The sequence below is a fragment of the Corynebacterium sp. KPL4035 genome, from assembly GCF_037908325.1.
Taxonomy (GTDB): Bacteria; Actinomycetota; Actinomycetes; order Mycobacteriales; family Mycobacteriaceae; genus Corynebacterium; species Corynebacterium kefirresidentii.
Genome location: NZ_JBBMGF010000008.1, coordinates 49,917 through 66,291, shown reverse-complemented (window position 1 = coordinate 66,291; position 16,375 = coordinate 49,917). Strand labels below are relative to the sequence as shown.

15 protein-coding genes are annotated in these 16,375 nt (G+C 58.7%); 4 read left to right on the top strand and 11 right to left on the bottom strand.

Annotated features, from left to right (window positions below):
• Positions 1-223: 223 nt before the first annotated feature.
• The 6 genes from pyrF to pyrR are packed head-to-tail and all read right to left on the bottom strand — an operon-like array spanning position 224 to position 8,558.
• On the bottom strand, positions 224-1,063 hold the full coding sequence (gene pyrF / locus WMP96_RS08455; protein ID WP_023021477.1) for an orotidine-5'-phosphate decarboxylase: 840 nt from the start codon (positions 1,061-1,063) through the stop codon (positions 224-226).
• Positions 1,047-4,388: a carbamoyl-phosphate synthase large subunit gene (gene carB, locus WMP96_RS08450; protein ID WP_239204040.1), complete on the bottom strand. Its 3,342-nt coding sequence runs from the start codon at positions 4,386-4,388 to the stop codon at positions 1,047-1,049. The genes pyrF and carB overlap by 17 nt, the downstream gene beginning before the upstream one ends.
• Positions 4,389-4,413: 25 nt before the next feature.
• The gene (carA, locus tag WMP96_RS08445) at positions 4,414-5,595 is read right to left on the bottom strand and encodes a glutamine-hydrolyzing carbamoyl-phosphate synthase small subunit (protein ID WP_340432917.1); all 1,182 of its coding nucleotides are present in this window, start codon (positions 5,593-5,595) and stop codon (positions 4,414-4,416) included.
• A 23-nt stretch (positions 5,596-5,618) separates the two neighbouring features.
• Positions 5,619-6,956, bottom strand: a complete 1,338-nt coding sequence (locus tag WMP96_RS08440) for a dihydroorotase (RefSeq protein WP_301715720.1) — start codon at positions 6,954-6,956, stop codon at positions 5,619-5,621.
• A 34-nt stretch (positions 6,957-6,990) separates the two neighbouring features.
• Positions 6,991-7,947: an aspartate carbamoyltransferase catalytic subunit gene (locus WMP96_RS08435; RefSeq protein WP_086587612.1), complete on the bottom strand. Its 957-nt coding sequence runs from the start codon at positions 7,945-7,947 to the stop codon at positions 6,991-6,993.
• 2 nt (positions 7,948-7,949) lie between these two features.
• On the bottom strand, positions 7,950-8,558 hold the full coding sequence (pyrR, locus tag WMP96_RS08430; RefSeq protein WP_049360744.1) for a bifunctional pyr operon transcriptional regulator/uracil phosphoribosyltransferase PyrR: 609 nt from the start codon (positions 8,556-8,558) through the stop codon (positions 7,950-7,952).
• Between the two features lie 142 nt (positions 8,559-8,700).
• Between pyrR and WMP96_RS08425 the strand changes: the two genes are divergently transcribed.
• The 3 genes from WMP96_RS08425 (at position 8,701) to WMP96_RS08415 (ending at position 11,306) form a co-directional block, all read left to right on the top strand.
• The gene (locus WMP96_RS08425; protein WP_301715719.1) at positions 8,701-10,044 is read left to right on the top strand and encodes a TIGR01777 family oxidoreductase; all 1,344 of its coding nucleotides are present in this window, start codon (positions 8,701-8,703) and stop codon (positions 10,042-10,044) included.
• Between the two features lie 265 nt (positions 10,045-10,309).
• Positions 10,310-10,801 carry a YbjN domain-containing protein gene (locus tag WMP96_RS08420; RefSeq protein WP_023021470.1) on the top strand — a complete coding sequence of 164 codons (492 nt, stop codon included), beginning with the start codon at positions 10,310-10,312 and terminating at the stop codon, positions 10,799-10,801.
• Complete coding sequence (locus tag WMP96_RS08415) at positions 10,794-11,306, top strand: YbjN domain-containing protein (RefSeq protein WP_239204047.1); 513 nt, start codon at positions 10,794-10,796, stop codon at positions 11,304-11,306. Before WMP96_RS08420 ends, WMP96_RS08415 begins: the two co-directional genes overlap by 8 nt.
• Positions 11,307-11,391: 85 nt before the next feature.
• Here the strand turns inward: WMP96_RS08415 and WMP96_RS08410 are convergent, their stop codons facing one another.
• The 3 genes from WMP96_RS08410 to efp all read right to left on the bottom strand — a co-directional run bounded on the left by WMP96_RS08410 (position 11,392) and on the right by efp (position 13,560).
• Positions 11,392-12,246 carry a PPK2 family polyphosphate kinase gene (locus WMP96_RS08410; RefSeq protein WP_340432863.1) on the bottom strand — a complete coding sequence of 285 codons (855 nt, stop codon included), beginning with the start codon at positions 12,244-12,246 and terminating at the stop codon, positions 11,392-11,394.
• A gap of 109 nt (positions 12,247-12,355) precedes the next feature.
• The gene (gene nusB / locus WMP96_RS08405) at positions 12,356-12,985 is read right to left on the bottom strand and encodes a transcription antitermination factor NusB (RefSeq protein ID WP_239204051.1); all 630 of its coding nucleotides are present in this window, start codon (positions 12,983-12,985) and stop codon (positions 12,356-12,358) included.
• A gap of 11 nt (positions 12,986-12,996) precedes the next feature.
• Positions 12,997-13,560 (bottom strand): elongation factor P, encoded by a 564-nt coding sequence (gene efp, locus WMP96_RS08400; protein WP_340432859.1) that lies wholly within the window; start codon positions 13,558-13,560, stop codon positions 12,997-12,999.
• 263 nt (positions 13,561-13,823) lie between these two features.
• Between efp and WMP96_RS08395 the strand changes: the two genes are divergently transcribed.
• Entirely contained in the window at positions 13,824-14,720 is an 897-nt protein-coding gene (locus WMP96_RS08395; RefSeq protein WP_340432857.1) for a GDSL-type esterase/lipase family protein, read from the top strand.
• Here the strand turns inward: WMP96_RS08395 and WMP96_RS08390 are convergent.
• Complete coding sequence (locus WMP96_RS08390) at positions 14,717-15,823, bottom strand: M24 family metallopeptidase (RefSeq protein ID WP_340432855.1); 1,107 nt, start codon at positions 15,821-15,823, stop codon at positions 14,717-14,719. The two genes, WMP96_RS08395 and WMP96_RS08390, sit on opposite strands and share 4 nt — an antisense overlap.
• A 120-nt stretch (positions 15,824-15,943) precedes the next feature.
• Complete coding sequence (gene aroQ, locus WMP96_RS08385) at positions 15,944-16,372, bottom strand: type II 3-dehydroquinate dehydratase (protein ID WP_200287445.1); 429 nt, start codon at positions 16,370-16,372, stop codon at positions 15,944-15,946.
• Positions 16,373-16,375: the final 3 nt, after the last annotated feature.

The window sequence follows — 16,375 nt, the reverse complement described above, 5'->3', positions numbered from 1 at the left end:
TCTAGTACTTGGTACCAGATTACGGTTGCCTAACGCAGTTTATACACCGCGGAAAGTTATCAATAACCTTCGGGCAAACCGACTTCTGGTAATCCTAGCACTGCTCATTGAACGGTGACGATTAGCGGGTCCAAAAGCACGCCTATTTTAGCACGTCACCGCACATACCTTAAACAGAGTACCAGGTAAGCAGCGCGGCCAGTAATCTGCCACGCCGCCCCTTTTAGTCCCGGAACTCCTGAGCCACGCGATTCACCGCTTTGCGCAGGTCAGCGAGAGCAGGTCCTTGTTCCAATACTGCTCGGGACACGTTCGCGAATCCCAGCGATGGCCGAGCAGAGACAATGCTGTGCACTTGCTCTGGGCCAGCACCTTGGGCGCCAACGCCTGGCAGAAGAACCGGGCCATTGAGCGCATCCAGGCGAGGTGGATTGTCCAAAGTAGCCCCAACGACTACCCCGATGTCTCCCGGCTTGTCGGCCTTGTGCGCCGCTACATTGAGCGCGGCACATTCATCGACCACTCCTTGTGCGATGGTGCTCTCCTCGCCTACTGGGACGGCTTGGATGGCACGTGCCTCCGGGTTGGAGGTAGCCGCCAAGACGAATACGCCGCGTCCGGTTTCTTCGGCCTTGCTAAATACCGGGCCTAACGCACCAACGCCTAGATAGGGAGACACGGTCACCGAATCTGCGCGCAGGGGTGAGCTATCACCTAGCCAAGCATCTGCGTAGCCGGCCATGGTCGAGCCAATATCGCCACGCTTGGCATCGGCCACGGTCAGGCATCCCACCTCGCGTAGGGACGCCAAGACGTCCTCGAGGACCGCAAACCCCTGGGAACCGAAGCGCTCGAAGAAGGCAACCTGCGGCTTTACCAAGGCAGCGGTATCGCTGAAGGCTTCTACGCAGCGCATGCTGAAGGTCCGCAGACCATCAGCGGTGGGCTCCAGTCCCCACTTTTCCAGCAGATACGGATGCGGGTCTATACCCACACAGAGGCGACCACGCGCCTGGCCCGCTGCCTCAAGCAGCTCACCAAATCCCTTAGTTTTGTGGGCCATGCTCAAGCTCCTGAAGCGCGCGTACCTGCAGGTTGCCAATGCGCATCGCTTCGATACCTTGGACGGCTGCGGTTACGCCCTGCACGGTGGTTACCAGCGGGATTTCCATGTGGACCGCGGCAGCGCGGATATCGTAACCGTCGTGGCGCGCGCCTGCAGAGCCCGCAGGGGTGTTGAGAATCCAGTCGATTTCACCGTTGAAGATCTTATCCACGATGGACTCTTCGCCTTCCTTAGCCTCAGAGACCTTGGCGGCAACCTCACATTCGATGCCATTGCGGCGCAGCATCTGCGCCGTACCGGCGGTAGCGACGATGTTGTAACCCATGTTCGCCAAGCGCTGGATCGGGAAAATCAAGGTGCGCTTGTCCCGGTTGGCGACGGATACGAAGATAGTGCCCTCCGTAGGCGGCACGGCGAAGGCAGCGATTTCGCCTTTGGCGTAGGCCGCACCGAAGTTGGTAGCCAAGCCCATAACCTCACCGGTGGACTTCATTTCCGGCGACAGCAGCGTATCGAGCAGGCTGCCATCGGTCCGGCGGAAGCGGTTAAACGGCAAGACCGCTTCTTTGACTGCGATCGGGTGCTCCAGCGGCAAGGAACCACCGTCATATTCAGAAGGAATCATGCCTTCGGCGCGCAGCTCCGCGATGGTAGAGCCCATCATGACGCGAGAAGCTGCCTTAGCTAGTGGAACGCCGGTCGCCTTGGAGACAAATGGCACGGTACGGGAAGCACGTGGGTTGGCCTCGATGACGTAGAGGATGTCGTCCTTCAGGGCGAACTGAACGTTCATCAGGCCCTTGACGCCAATACCCTCCGCTAGAAGTCGGGTGGAGGTGCGGACCTTTTCGATATCCTCTGGTCCCAGTGTCATAGGCGGCAGTGCACAGGAAGAGTCACCCGAGTGGATGCCGGCTTCCTCGATGTGCTCCATCACACCGCCCAAGTAGACCTCGTTGCCGTCGCAGAGTGCGTCGACGTCGATCTCGATCGCGGAATCTAGGAAACGGTCCACCAGGACCGGGTGGTCCGGGGAAAGCTCGGTAGCACGCTCGATATAGTCTTCCAGCGCCTTTTCGTCGTAGACGATCTCCATACCACGGCCGCCCAGGACATAGGACGGGCGGACCAATACTGGGTAGCCGATAGAGGAGGCAACCTCGCGCGCCTCAGCAAAGGAGGTGGCGGTGCCATACTCTGGTGCTGCCAATTCGGCTTCGTCGAGGACCTTGCCAAACTCGCCGCGGTCCTCAGCGGAGTCAATAGCTGCTGGGCTGGTGCCAACAACTGGTACTCCTGCCTCCTCCAATCGGGCTGCAAGGCCCAGTGGAGTCTGGCCGCCGAGCTGAACAATGACGCCGGCAACATCACCGGAAGCGGCCTCCGCGTGGTAGACCTCCATAACGTCCTCGAAGGTCAACGGCTCAAAGTAGAGGCGGTCCGCGGTGTCATAGTCAGTGGACACGGTCTCTGGGTTGCAGTTGACCATGACGGTCTCATAGCCCTGCTCCGAGAGCTCGAGAGCTGCGTGCACGCAGGAGTAGTCAAATTCGATACCCTGACCGATGCGGTTCGGTCCGGAGCCCAGAATAATGACCTTGCCCTTGGAGCCCTCCGGTGCGGGGCGAACCTCGGTCTCGGCTTCCGGATCAAGCTCATAGGAGCTGTAGTGGTATGGGGTCTGTGCCTCGAACTCGCCGGCACAGGTGTCAACGGTCTTGTAGACAGGGCGGATACCCATGCGCCAGCGCAGGCTGCGTACGCCATCTTCGCCGTTGAATTCGGGGCGGAGGGCGGCAATCTGGGCGTCGGAAAGCCCAAAGACCTTGGCCTCGCGCAGCAGCTCCTCGGTGAGCACTGGGGCATCGATAAGCTCCTGGCGGAAGGCGACCAACGTGGCCAGCTCAGCAATGAACCACGGGTCTACGCCGGAAGCCTCATGGACCTCGTCCACCGAGGCGCCGAGGCGCAGGGCCAATTCAATGTCGTACATGCGGCCCTCGGTCGGGCGCTCTAGATCCTTGAGTACCGCCTTGAGGTCACCAGCGCGCTCGCCGGCGAAGTACTCATCTGGCTTGGTCCAGAAGCCATTGGGCTTGTTTTCCAAAGAACGCATGACCTTATTGAGGCCCGCGATGTAGTTGCGGCCAATTCCCATGGCCTCGCCCACGGACTTCATGGTGGTCGTCAAGGTATCGTCTGCGCCTGGGAACTTCTCAAAGGCAAAGCGCGGGGCCTTGACAATGACGTAGTCCAAGGTGGGCTCGAATGCGGCCTTGGTCTCGCCGGTGATGTCGTTTTGTACCTCATCCAAGGTGTAGCCGATGGCGAGCTTGGCAGCCAGCTTGGCAATGGGGAAGCCGGTGGCCTTGGACGCCAGCGCGGAGGAACGGGACACGCGCGGGTTCATCTCGATGACGATAATGCGGCCATCATCCGGGTTGACGGCGAACTGGATATTGCAGCCACCGGTATCGACGCCGACCTCGCGGATAATCGCGATACCAAGGTCGCGCATCTTCTGGAACTCACGGTCGGTCAGGGTCAGCGCTGGGGCAACCGTAACGGAATCGCCGGTGTGCACGCCGAGGGCGTCAACGTTTTCGATGGAGGCCACGACCACGACGTTGTCGTCGCCATCGCGCATGAGCTCGAGCTCGTATTCCTTCCAGCCGAGAATAGACTCCTCAATAAGCACGTTGGCCTCAGGGGACGCGGCCAGGCCGCCGCCGGCAATGCGGTCTAGGTCCTCACTATTGAAGGCCAGACCTGAGCCCAAACCACCCATGGTAAAGGAGGGGCGGACCACTACGGGCAGGCCGAGCTTGTCGACGGTCTCGTGTACCTCATCCATGTTGTGGCATACCGCGGAGCGAGCGGACTCGCCGCCAATGGAGGCGACAATGTCCTTGAATTTCTGGCGGTCCTCGCCGCGCTCAATGGCGTCAATATCGGCGCCGATGAGCTCAATGCCGTACTTGTCCAAAATCCCCTTGCGGTCCAGCTGGACTGCCGCATTCAGCGCGGTCTGGCCGCCCAAGGTGGCGAGCACAGCATCAATAGGGTGACCCTCTTCTTGCTCTTTGACCAGAATCTTTTCGATGTAGTCCGGCTCGATGGGCTCAACGTAAGTGTGGTCCGCGAACTCGGGGTCCGTCATGATGGTGGCCGGGTTGGAGTTGACCAGGGTCACCCTCAAGCCTTCCTCCTTGAGCACGCGGCAGGCCTGCGTGCCGGAATAGTCGAACTCGCAGGCCTGGCCGATGACGATCGGGCCGGAGCCGATGACCAGGACGTGGTTGATGTCGTTGCGCTTTGGCATAGTTTTTCTTCCTTTTCCTGGTTGTTTACTTATTCGGGGTGTGGTTAGCCATCAGTTCTTCGAACTGATCAAAAAGTGGATTGGCATCGTGCGGTCCAGCTGCGGATTCGGGGTGATATTGCACCGAGTAGGCCATGCCATTCTTCAAAGCAACGCCCTCCACCGTGTCATCATTCAGGCAGATGTGCGTAACCTGCGCGGGACCGAAGTCGGTATCAAACTCGGCGTCCTTGCTCTCTAGGTCATAGCCCTCCGGCGCCTTGAGCGCGAAGCCGTGATTCTGCGAGGTGATATCGATCTTGCCGGTTAAGTTATTGCGCACTGGAACGTTGATGCCGCGGTGGCCGAACTTCATCTTGTAGGTATCCAGGCCCAGCGCGCGCCCGAGGAGCTGGTTGCCAAAGCAGATGCCGAAGAACGGAATCTTTGCCTCAAGCACCTGCTTGATGATGCCTACCATCTCATCGGCCGTAGCCGGGTCGCCCGGGCCATTGGAGACGAATACGCCATCCGGGTTATAGGACTTCACCTTGTCAAAGGAGGTATTTGCAGGCACAACGATGGTCTCAATCCCGCGCTGAGAAAAGTGGCGCGGAGTCGCGGTCTTCACACCCATATCGAAGGCAACGACGGTGTACTTCTTCTCCCCCACGGCCTCAACCGTGTAGGGCTCGTCCGTAGATACCTCCGCGGCGAGATCGGCGCCTTCCATAGAATCCTGGGGCTTAACTTCCTTGAGCAGCTCCTCTACTGGACGCTGCGCATCCTCGCCGGAAAAGAGTCCGGCGGCGATAGAGCCGTAATTGCGCAGGTGGCGTACCAAGGTGCGGGTATCGATGCCGCGAATACCGATGACGCCCTGCTTCTCCATCTCTTCACTCAGGCTGCGCTCTGCGCGCCAGTTGGAAACGCGCTGGGCGAGGTCGCGGATAACGAGGCCAGCAACCCAAATACGGTTGCCGTGGGACTCATTATCCTCGTCATTCCACCCGGTATTGCCAATATGCGGCGCTGCGGAAACCACAATCTGGCGGTGGTAGGACGGGTCCGTCATGGTTTCCTGGTAGCCGGTCATCGCCGTGGTAAATACGGCCTCACCCAAGGTGGTGCCGGTGGCACCAAAGCCATAACCGCGGAAGGTGCGCCCGTCCGCGAGAACGAGGATTGCTGGGGTTCTATCAGTCACGTCGTGGCCTTTCTCTGCCATATAGGTGGTCTCAGTGTGCAAGGTTAGTCTTCTTCGGAGGCTGCCAAGTCAAAAGTGACGGCTCCTCGCAAAATGGTGTGGGTAACGCGGGCGCCGAACTCTTCACCTGCATACGGGTTGTTTTCGGACTTGGATGCCAGCTTGGAGGAATCAGAAACCCAGTGGTGGGCCGGGTCCACAATGGTCAAATTCGCGGGCTCGCCTTCTGCGATGGGACGGCCGTGACCCGGCAGGCGGGTAATTTCCGCCGGTCGCTCGGACATAACGCGGGCGACAAAACGCCAATCGGCCAGTCCGGTCTCAACGAAGATTTTGGCGATAACGGCCAGGGAAGATTCCAGGCCCAACATGCCTGGTCGGGCATTTTCAAACTCCACGCACTTGTCTTCGGAGCCGTGCGGGGCATGGTCAGTGGCCACGCAGTCGATGGTGCCGTCGAGCAGCGCCTGGCGCAGCGCTTCGGTATCGCGCTTCTCGCGCAACGGCGGGTTAACGCGGAAGAGGCCATCGTAGGTGCGCAGCTTATCGTCAGTCATCAACAGGTGGTGCGGGGTGACCTCAGCAGTCAGCGGGATGTCCTGCTCCTTGGCCCACTTGAGCAGCTCCACGGTTCCCTGAGTGGATGCGTGACAAATGTGCACGCGATTGCCATAGTCGCGCGCCAAGAGTGCATCGCGGGCCACGATGGATTCCTCCGCCACGCGCGGCCAGCCACGCAGGCCTAGCTTGGCTGCGGTCTCGCCTTCGTGCGCCGAAGCACCGCCGGTCATGCGATCATCCTCGGCGTGCTGAGCCAGCAGCACATCCATACCCTTGGCGTACTCCAAGGCGCGACGCATCAGCTGCGGATCCTGAACGCACTTGCCATCATCGGAGAACATGCGGACCTTGGCATCCGAGCGAGCCATCATGCCGAACTCGGTCAGAGTCTTGCCTTCCAGGCCCTTGGTAATAGAGCCCACTGGGTGGACGTCGCACAGCGCCAAGGCCTGGGATTTAGCCCACACGGATTCCGCGATGATCGGCTGATCGGTCACCGGGTTTGTATTGGCCATAGTAAACACGGCGGTGAAACCACCCTTAGCGGCAGCCTTGGAACCGGTCTCGATGGTTTCGGTGTCCTCACGGCCGGGCTCGCGCAGGTGCACGTGCATATCCACGAGCCCCGGTAGCAGAACGTTGCCCTCGCCATCAATGACCTTAGCGTCTTGTGCCGCAACGTCACCGCCAATGGCTGAAATAACGCCATCTTTAACCAGCACACTGGTGGGCTCGCCTTCGCCATACAAGCGCACATTCTTAATGACAAGTGGGGATTCCGCCGGCGCGGAAAGGCGACCGGTTTCTGGGTAAGTAGTCATTTTCTCTCCCTAAGGTTGATTGCGGGTCGCGATATTAAATGCCGGCGTTTTCGCCATTGGTCAGCAGGGTAAACAGCACGGCCATGCGGGCGTGCACGCCGTTGTGTACCTGCTGTAGGACGGCGGTTTTATCCAGATCAGCCACGCCATAATTGATCTCCATGCCGCGCAGCATAGGGCCAGGGTGCATGACAATGGCGTCTTTGTGCATTGCCGCCGCGCGGTCCTTGGACAGGCCGAAAAGGTTGGCGTATTCGCGGTGGGACGGGAAGAAACCGCCATTCATGCGCTCTTGCTGCACGCGCAGCATCATGACCACATCGGCCTCGGCGATCTCTGCATCAAAGTCATAGGACACGCGCACCGGCCAATTCTCCACCCCAAAGGGCATAAGCGTAGCTGGCCCCACGAGGGTTACCTCTGCCCCCAGCGTGTTAAGCAAATCCACGTTGGAGCGCACCACGCGCGAGTGCAGGCAATCGCCCACAATTTTCACTTTGAGACCGGCAAAGCCTTGCTCGCCCTGCAAGCCGAGTCGTTGCCGCATGGTTACCGCGTCAAGCAGCGCCTGCGTTGGGTGCTGGTGGGCGCCATCACCGGCGTTGATAACGGAGGGGCCCTTGCCCTCAGGGGCTACCCACTGGGCCAGCTGCTGCGGTGCACCAGAGGAAGGGTGACGCATGATGATCGCATCGGCGCCGATGGCGGCCAAGGTAAGGCCCGTATCCTTCAGGGACTCGCCCTTCTTTACCGAGGAGGTAGAGGCGGATAGGTTGATGACGTCCGCCGACATCCACTTGCCGGCCGTTTCAAAGGAGGAACGGGTGCGAGTGGAGTTTTCATAAAAAAGCGTATAGATGGTGCGCCCGCGCAAGGTAGGAAGCTTTTTAACTTCGCGGCCTTCGAGGGCCTCGCGGAAGCGATCCGCTTCATCCATCAGGCCGATAATTTCAGACTTATCGAGCTCCGCCATATCGATGAGGTGCTTCATGGTTATGCCTCCCCCTTCTCAGTGCCTGCGGCATCGAGGTTGACGGCAGCTCGGGTCAGCACGACTGCGTCTCGACCGTCAATCTCATTGTTATATACGGTGACGTCTTCTTCTCGCGCGGTAGGCAGGTTTTTGCCCACGTAATCCGCGCGGATGGGAACCTCGCGGTGGCCGCGGTCAACCAGGACGGCGAGCTGGATAATGTCGGGCCGGCCTACGTCGCTTAGCGCATCAAGGGCGGCGCGAATCGTGCGGCCGGAATACAAAACATCATCGACCAGGATGACAATCGCGTTATCGATACCGCCGGTAGGAATGGTGGTGGGTTGCAATGCGCGATGCGGCTTATTGAGCAAATCATCGCGGTAGAGGGTGATATCGAGGGAGCCCCATGGGACTTCTACCCCGGAAAATTCTGCGATCTTAAGTGCAAGACGCTGTGCTAGCGGCACGCCACCAGAGGGAATGCCAAGCAGAATGACCCGCGGAGCCTCCGCGGAATCGAGCGCCGTTTTTTCAATAATCTGGTGCGCGATGCGTGCAACGGTACGCGAGACATCATCGGAGCTTAAAAGCTCCAATTGCTTCGCGGTAGCGTTAGTTTCACTCATCGTGACCTCCTTCCCCGCCTCACGGTGCGGTCTTTAAAGGATGCCGATAGATGGTCTCAAAAGTGTCTATGGTGTTAGACACAAGATACTTTAGCACTCCACCCGCCATCCGGGTGAGGCAACCCAGAAAGGTACATCGACGGTGAGTTTTTCTGTACAGCACGTAGTCCCTGCACCCCGCACAGATGTCTGGGCCTGGCATACCCGCCCAGGTGCTCTCACCCGGCTCAACGCCCCGTTCGCCTTTATGACCCCAGTGCAACAAGCACAGAGTCTGGGTGATGGCACTTCGATTCTGCGCTTGCCTGGTGGCCTGCAGTGGAAGGCACAACATGTGTTGTCCCGTTACCAGGAGGGTTATTCCTTTAGTGATGAGTGCGTCAATTCCCCGCTGCGCCAGCTGACTCAGTGGCGCCACACCCACACCTTCGCCGAGGACCCAGCCGGTACCCGGGTGACGGATGAGGTGGACACGCGCGTTCCTTCCGCCGCATTGAAATCAGTCTTTGCCTATCGTCAGCATCAGCTGATTGAAGACTTTGCCTTCTTCAAGCGGCTGTGCGATGCAGGACTTAATACCCAACCATTGACCATTGCGATGACAGGTTCGCGCGGCAGTGTCGGCACGGCGCTTACCGCGCAGCTACGTACCGCCGGCCATACAGTGATCCAGCTCGTGCGTGGTAAGGCGGGCAGTGGCCAGCGCCACTGGAATACCAACCTCCCAGATCCGCACTTGCTAGACGGCGTGGACGTCCTTGTCCACCTTGCGGGCGAGCCCATCTTCGGCCGTTTCACTGAGGAACACAAGGCTGCCATTCGGGATTCTCGCGTGGGCCCTACCCGGAGCTTGGCTCGCATCGCCGGCGAAACGCCATCCGTAAAAGCCATGGTCTGTGCCTCTGCTATCGGCTTTTATGGCGCAAACCGGGGCGAGGAAGTCTTAACTGAGGACTCCGAACCGGGCGAGGGATTCTTAGCCGATGTCGTGCGCCAGTGGGAGGACGCCTGCGAACCCGCCCGCGCAGCGGGCACCCGCGTAGTCAATATCCGCACCGGCATTGCCATGTCAGGCGGCTCCGGCCTACTGCCGCTGCTCCGAGCCCTCTTCTCCACCGGACTGGGTGGCCCCTTTGGCGATGGGGAATTCTGGTTTAGCTGGGTTGCCATCGATGACCTCACGGATGCCTATTTCCGCGCCATTGTGGATGATTCGCTTGCCGGCCCGGTCAATGCGGCCTCCCCCAATCCTGTGCTCAATAAGGATTTTGTGGCTGCATTGGGCAAAGAACTCCACCGGCCGGCTATTGTGCCCGTGCCCTCCTTTGGTCCTGCGCTCTTGCTCGGGCGCGAGGGCGCCCAGGAGTTAGCCTTGGCAGAACAGCGCGTAGCCCCCACCGTGCTCACCGAGCTCGGTCATAGCTTCCGCTACTCCACTATCGACGCCGCCTTGGCGCATGAACTGGGTGGCGAAAGCCTCTGCTAGTTGCGGGCCACTCCCCGTGGACGCCCCAGACACGTTTGGCGCAGCGCCACCGGAGTGCGACGCAATTTGTCGGTCAGCCAAAGGTTGTGGGCAGTGATTCACCATCGCAGCTCGTTGCGGCAACGCGCACGTACTGCACCACCCTGATATAACTTCCGAGCAAGACCTGCGGTGTTCTTCTCCTGCCAGAAAGCACGGGTGTAGTTAGGTAGGCTGGGAAGGGTTGACCTTAACCCCGATTAGTACATGGATTGAGACTGTTTAAGTGTCTGAAGAACCAACCCTGTATCCCGATACGCCGGTAGAGCCCGTTACTCTCGAGCGTATTGGTGAGATCTTTGAGTCCGAAAACCTCGAGTACCGCCTAGAAGAGCAGCCTGTAGGCGAGGACGAGACCGTACGCATCCTGCGTACTGGCTTTTCCAATGTTGCCATTGCTATGCAGGTTCGCGATGACGTCCTCGTCGCCGATTCTGTCTGGCGCGGCAACGTCCCTTCTTCTGAAGGACCGAGCCTGCTGATGGTGCTCAACCAGTGGAACCAGCAGCACTTTGCACCGACCCTGCGCTTTTTCGAATCCGCAGAAAACAACCTCGCGGTCTCCGGTGTACGCGAAATTAATGTGGCACACGGCCTTTCCCGGAACCAGATTGGTTCCTTTGTGATGTCCACCCTGGACTCTATGCTGCAGTCCTTCGCCTTCGTCGAGGAACATTACCCACAGCTCGTGACCTGGGAGGAGCACAACCATGACTAATGCATCTACGGAAAATAACCTGCCAGAAATCAGCCTGGACCGCGTTATCGAGGCAATGCGTACCTTCGATATTGAGCTGACCACAATGGACGCTGATATCGACGCAGCCACCGCTAACCTCAATGGTCTGCCCACCATGTTCGCGGTACTAGACTCCGTCGTTATCGTTCGTTGCGACGTGCCTACCGACGCCGCCTATTCCAAGGCCGACGCTGGCCTATTCCTGGCTGCAAACCAGATCAACTCGGTAGCTTTCGGAGCGCGCGCGGTTATCTCAGAGCACGATGACATGCTCGTCGTGCGCACCGAGCGCGATATCCCCGCTGCCGCTGGTATGAATGATGAGCAGCTGCAGGCAGCCTTAAAATCTGCAGTAGACGGCGTAATCCGTGGGCAGGACGCTATGGTCTCTGCTGCAGAAGAGATGGCCAAGCTCGGCTCCGAGACCGCCGCCAAGGCCGGCGAGGAAGGCAATACCTCGGGTGCAGGAGACGCCACGAGTTAGCTAAGCCCCCAAAGAACCAAAAGCTCCCTGAGCCCGCCGTTCCTCATCTGGAAAAGGCGGCAGAAAGGGAGCTTTTTGTGCACAATTACTCGGCGTCGAGAATGCGCTGGCGTTCTTCTTCCGGATCAAAATCCGGTGCGGGCCAAGAAAGCTCTAGGTGGCGCAGCGCGTCCACGATGAGGAACTTCAATGCCATGCGGGCGTACTTCTTATTATCTGTGGGGATGACGTACCACGGTGCCCAGATCTCATCCGTTCGGCGAATGGCATCTTCATAAGCAGCCATGTACTCGTCCCAGTATCCGCGCTCCTCAATATCGGATGGGTCGTATTTCCAATATTTGTCCTCGCGTTCGGTGCGCTCCAGCAAGTTTTCTTTTTGGAACTGTGGAGAGATATGCAGGAATATCTTTAAAATCTTGACGTTTTTGCCGGCAAGTTCCTGCTCATAGTCCCGGATGGCTGCAAAACGGCGGTCCACTTCGTCTTCGTCTACCCATTTATGCACCCGCTGGATGAGCACATCTTCATAATGGGAGCGGTCGAAGGCCACAATCTGGCCCGGCACGGGGTCATGTTTGCGAATGCGCCACAAAAAGTCGTGCTCCAGCTCCTCCTCTGTCGGCTTACCAAAGCCGACAGTTTTGGTGCCCTGCGGGTCAAAGACCGAAAAGACATTACGGATGGCACCGCCTTTGCCGGAGGTATCCATGCCTTGCAAAACCACCAGCAATGACGGCGCATTTTCTTCATGTGCGCGGCCATTAGCAAAAAGACGCTCTTGGAGCTCATAAAGCTGTTCGTCGTAATGCGCAAAGCGAGCGGCAAGGTCGTTCTTAGAGCCGCTAAACCCCGGCGTGCCGGCGGGGTCTACATCAGCGAGGCGGAAATTCTTTCCTGCCCTCAGGCCCAGTGCATCATGAATCTTAAATTTGCCCATGCCTGCCATGGTACAAAAATACCGCCCGCAGCCAGCCTGGTATTTCAACCAAGCCAGCCGCGGACGGAAAATGGCTCACGCTAAAGGGCGCGGCTACTACTCGCCGGTATTACTGGGCCGAGTCTTCCGCTGGTGCGGAGGCTTCATCAGTAGCGGCTGTGTTGCTCGCAGTCTCTGCTGATTCGGCCGGGGACACGGCATCCGTCGTGTCTTCAGCCGCAGCAGTATCGTGCCCGTCTTCTTCTAGGCCCTGGTGTTCTGCAGACATTGGGCTTTCGGCGGAGCGGGACTGCGCCACATCGTCCAATACCGCGTGGATATACGGTGCCGCCTGCTCATTGGAGTACTGAGAGGCGATTTCTACGCCTTCTACTACAGCGGTAGCAGTAGGAATCTCGGGATTGAAGAGCAGTTCCCAGACCGAAACGCGCAGGATAGCGCGATCTACTGCAGGAATGCGGTGTAGCTCCCAGTCCTCGGAAAGGTAGCGAGCGATAGTCTCATCGATGACGTCAAGCTCTTCCGCTGCTCCCTTGATAATGACCTTGGTGTACTCGGCAATCGGCGCTACCGCATTGCGATCTTCGCGCGCCAATGCGATGCGGTCCTCCACGATGGCTACGGGATCGATGTCTCGATTCTCAGCCTCGTATAGGATGTCCGCGGCGCGGCGACGTGCGCGATAGCGCGCGGTGTGCCGCTTGTAGTTAATGTCGCGCTTAGGGGTGTTATCAGACACAGTCAGATGCCCTAGTTGTTGACGCGGGAGAGGTACTCACCGGTGCGGGTATCGATCTTGAGAACATTGCCGATCTCGATAAACAGCGGAACCTGGATCTCCGCGCCGGTCTCCAAGGTGGCAGGCTTAGTGCCGCCGGAGGAACGGTCACCCTGCAGGCCAGGCTCGGTGTGCTCGACCTTGAGGTCTACGGAAATAGGCAGTTCTGCGAACAGCGCCTCATCCTCGTAGAAGGAAACCTGTACGCGCATGTTCTCCAGCAGGAAGCGAGCGGCATCGCCAAACTTCTCCGGCGGGAGCTCGAACTGTTCAAAGGTCTTCTCATCCATGACGACGTAGCTGGTGCCATCGTTGTAGAGGTAGGTCATATCGCGGCGGTCCACGGTAGCGGTCTCTACCTTCACGCCTGCGTTCCAGGTCTTGTCCACGGTCTTGCCGGAGACAACATCCTTAAGCTTGGTACGCACGAAGGCTGGGCCCTTGCCCGGCTTTACGTGCTGGAACTCAACGATCTGCATCAGTTTGTTGTCGATCTTCAGAACGAGGCCGTTCTTGAAATCACTAGTATCAGCCATTGCGGTTAAACTCCCGAAATTGTGGACTAAAGGTTGAAAACAATGATCAAGCCTACCGGACAACTGCCTTTCGGGGTATTACTGGTCCCCCATTTCCGCCCCACACTTCTGCCCTATCTTGGCTAAAAGAGAAACTTCCGCAGCTTGTGACCATACGCAGCAGGTGGAGAACAGACACGTAATGGTTTTTATCCAACGATAACTGGCTGTACGGTACAGTCTTGCCGTATTAATTTTTCACATTTCTACCAAGGATTTTTGCGATGCCTTTCAAGAAGCTTTCTGCTGTGGCTACCGTGACTGGCGCAGCTTTAGCAGCACTTAGCGCTCCCCAAGCATTGGCGGCGGATGCCCAAACCGTGATGTTCGGCGATTCTATCTTCGCTAACCCTACCTATGGCCAGATCGGGACAACCTCCAGCCTGTCCCCCGCAGCAGACACTGCTCTCTCGTCTGCTACCCATGGCATTGAAGACACCCCGGGTGCACCTTCCCCGCAGGGCTGCCCGCAGGGTCACAGCAATGTAGGCCGCGAACTTGAGCGGGTTTCTGGCCAGCACGCAGCCAACTACGCCTGTTCTGCCGCGAAAGCCGCCGGCCAGTCGCACCGCAAGGACTTCGAGGAGCAGATAAACGGGGCCATTGCCAATAACGATCTCAATGGTGCGACCAAGAATGTTTTGATTCAGTTCGGCGCCAACGACCTCCAGGAAATTTTGCGGCCATCGCTGTCTTCCGCCAATCCTTATTTTGACGGCATGAAGCGTTCCATCCAGCGCGTCCGTCAGGCCGCGCCTCATGCGCACATCACCGTGGTAGGGTATCCCGCCATCTCCGCCCGTAACGGCGCCGTATGCCCAATACGCACGTCTGCGCCGGGTTCCACCGACGCCGGTTTTAATCTGGATTATGCAGGCCTAGTGCGCACCGGCGAGGACCAAGTCAATAGCGCGATGTACAAGGCAGCACGTGCCAACGGTGTCCAGTACTACGACCTACGCGCCGATTCCATCAACCATGGCATGTGTGCGCCGGATAGCACACGCTGGATTTCCGGCAAGTGGGAGTACTCCGTACCGCACAACCTTTTCAACCACCTCACGCACCTGGGCAACCGCAACGTCGCCCAGCTGCTCAACTCCAAGGTGCTCAGCCACTAGGCGGGTAGCTCGGTAAACTCCTTCGTCGCGGCGGTGATGATCTTCGGCGCGCCATCGGTAATGATAAGAGTATCTTCGATGCGCACACCGCCCTTGCCAGGCACGTAAATGCCCGGCTCGATGGTCAAGGTCATGCCCGCGGCCAGTTCGCCCTTCCCGGTCTGGGCGGCGAAGGGCGCCTCGTGTACGTCGAGGCCTACTCCGTGGCCAGTCGAGTGCACAAAGTAATCGCCATAGCCGGCGGCGGAAATAATGTCGCGGCAAGCTGCGTCGACGTCGGCAAGCTTAGCGCCCGGCACCGACGCTGCCACGCCCGCTTTCTGGGCGCGTAGCACCACATCATAAATTTCTTTAGCAAAGTCATTCGCCGCGCCCACGACGTAAGTGCGCGTGCAGTCGGAGTTGAACCCCCGCAGATGCGCACCGAAGTCGATGGTCACCAAATCTCCGTCCTCGATGACCCGATCGTCCGCACCATGGTGTGGCATGGCCGAATTGGGACCGGAAGCGACGATGGTATCGAAGCTCACCCGCTCCGAGCCGAGCATGCGCATCCGGTACTCCAAATCGGCAGCCACCTGGCGCTCCGTGCGGCCGGCACGCAGCTCGCCTGCGGCCAGGAGATCCTCCAGCGCCTGATTAGCCAGCGCGGCAATTTCCTCCAGCTTTTCCAGCTCGAGTGGGTCTTTAAACAGCCGAATATCTTCAATCACGCCAGTAACGGGGACCAAGGTGACTGACTCTGGGGCCGAATCTTCGAGTTCCTTCAATTCAGATACCGTCAGGTAGTCTGTCTCAAAGCCCACGCGGACCGGTCCTTGCACATCGGCGAATTGCTGCAGGAGCACCTTGCCTACAGCGCGCCCCTGAATAGCTTCCAGATCAGGGACCTCACGGGAAATCTGCGTGGTGTAGCGGCCATCGGTAGCAACCTGTGCGGAAAGATCCTTGCGCAAAAGCAGACCACCATTGGATCCGGAAAACCCCGAAAGATAACGCACATGCGTGAGGTGGGTTACTAAAACGGCATCGATGCGCTGGCTGGCTAGTGTCGCGGCAAGCTTGCGGCGCCGGTCACTAAAGCGGGTATCTGCCAAAGCCATGATTTAATCCTCCTGGGTTGACTGCGGTGTTGAAAGTATTCACCCAGTATATCGACCTTGCCACCGCGGTCGGGCCGTTTTCTTTCCGTCCGGACCGCCACGAAGCCCAGTGGGACGCTTCTATTGGCAGAGGTAGTCCACTGCCGCAACGTAACCAAAGACCCCCAAGCCAGCAATCACACCGCGGGCAATCGGACTGAGATAGGAGTGATGGCGGAAGGGCTCGCGTGCATGCACATTGGAGATATGCACTTCGACGAATCCGGCTCCCTCCGCCACTTCAGCCAGGGCATCGCGCAAAGCCACCGAGGTATGGGTAAACCCGCCAGGGTTGATAATCACGGGATAGCCCGCATCCGCGGCGGCATGTACCTCTTCAATGAGCTCGCCCTCATGGTTGGATTGAAAACATTCCACCTCTACCCCGTGTTCGGCGGCACGCGAGGCAATCATGCGCTCCACATCGGCCAAGGTGGTTGAGCCGTAGACATCCGGTTGTCGCTTTCCCAAGCGGTTTAAGTTCGGGCCGTTGAGAACAATAATCTTCATCTT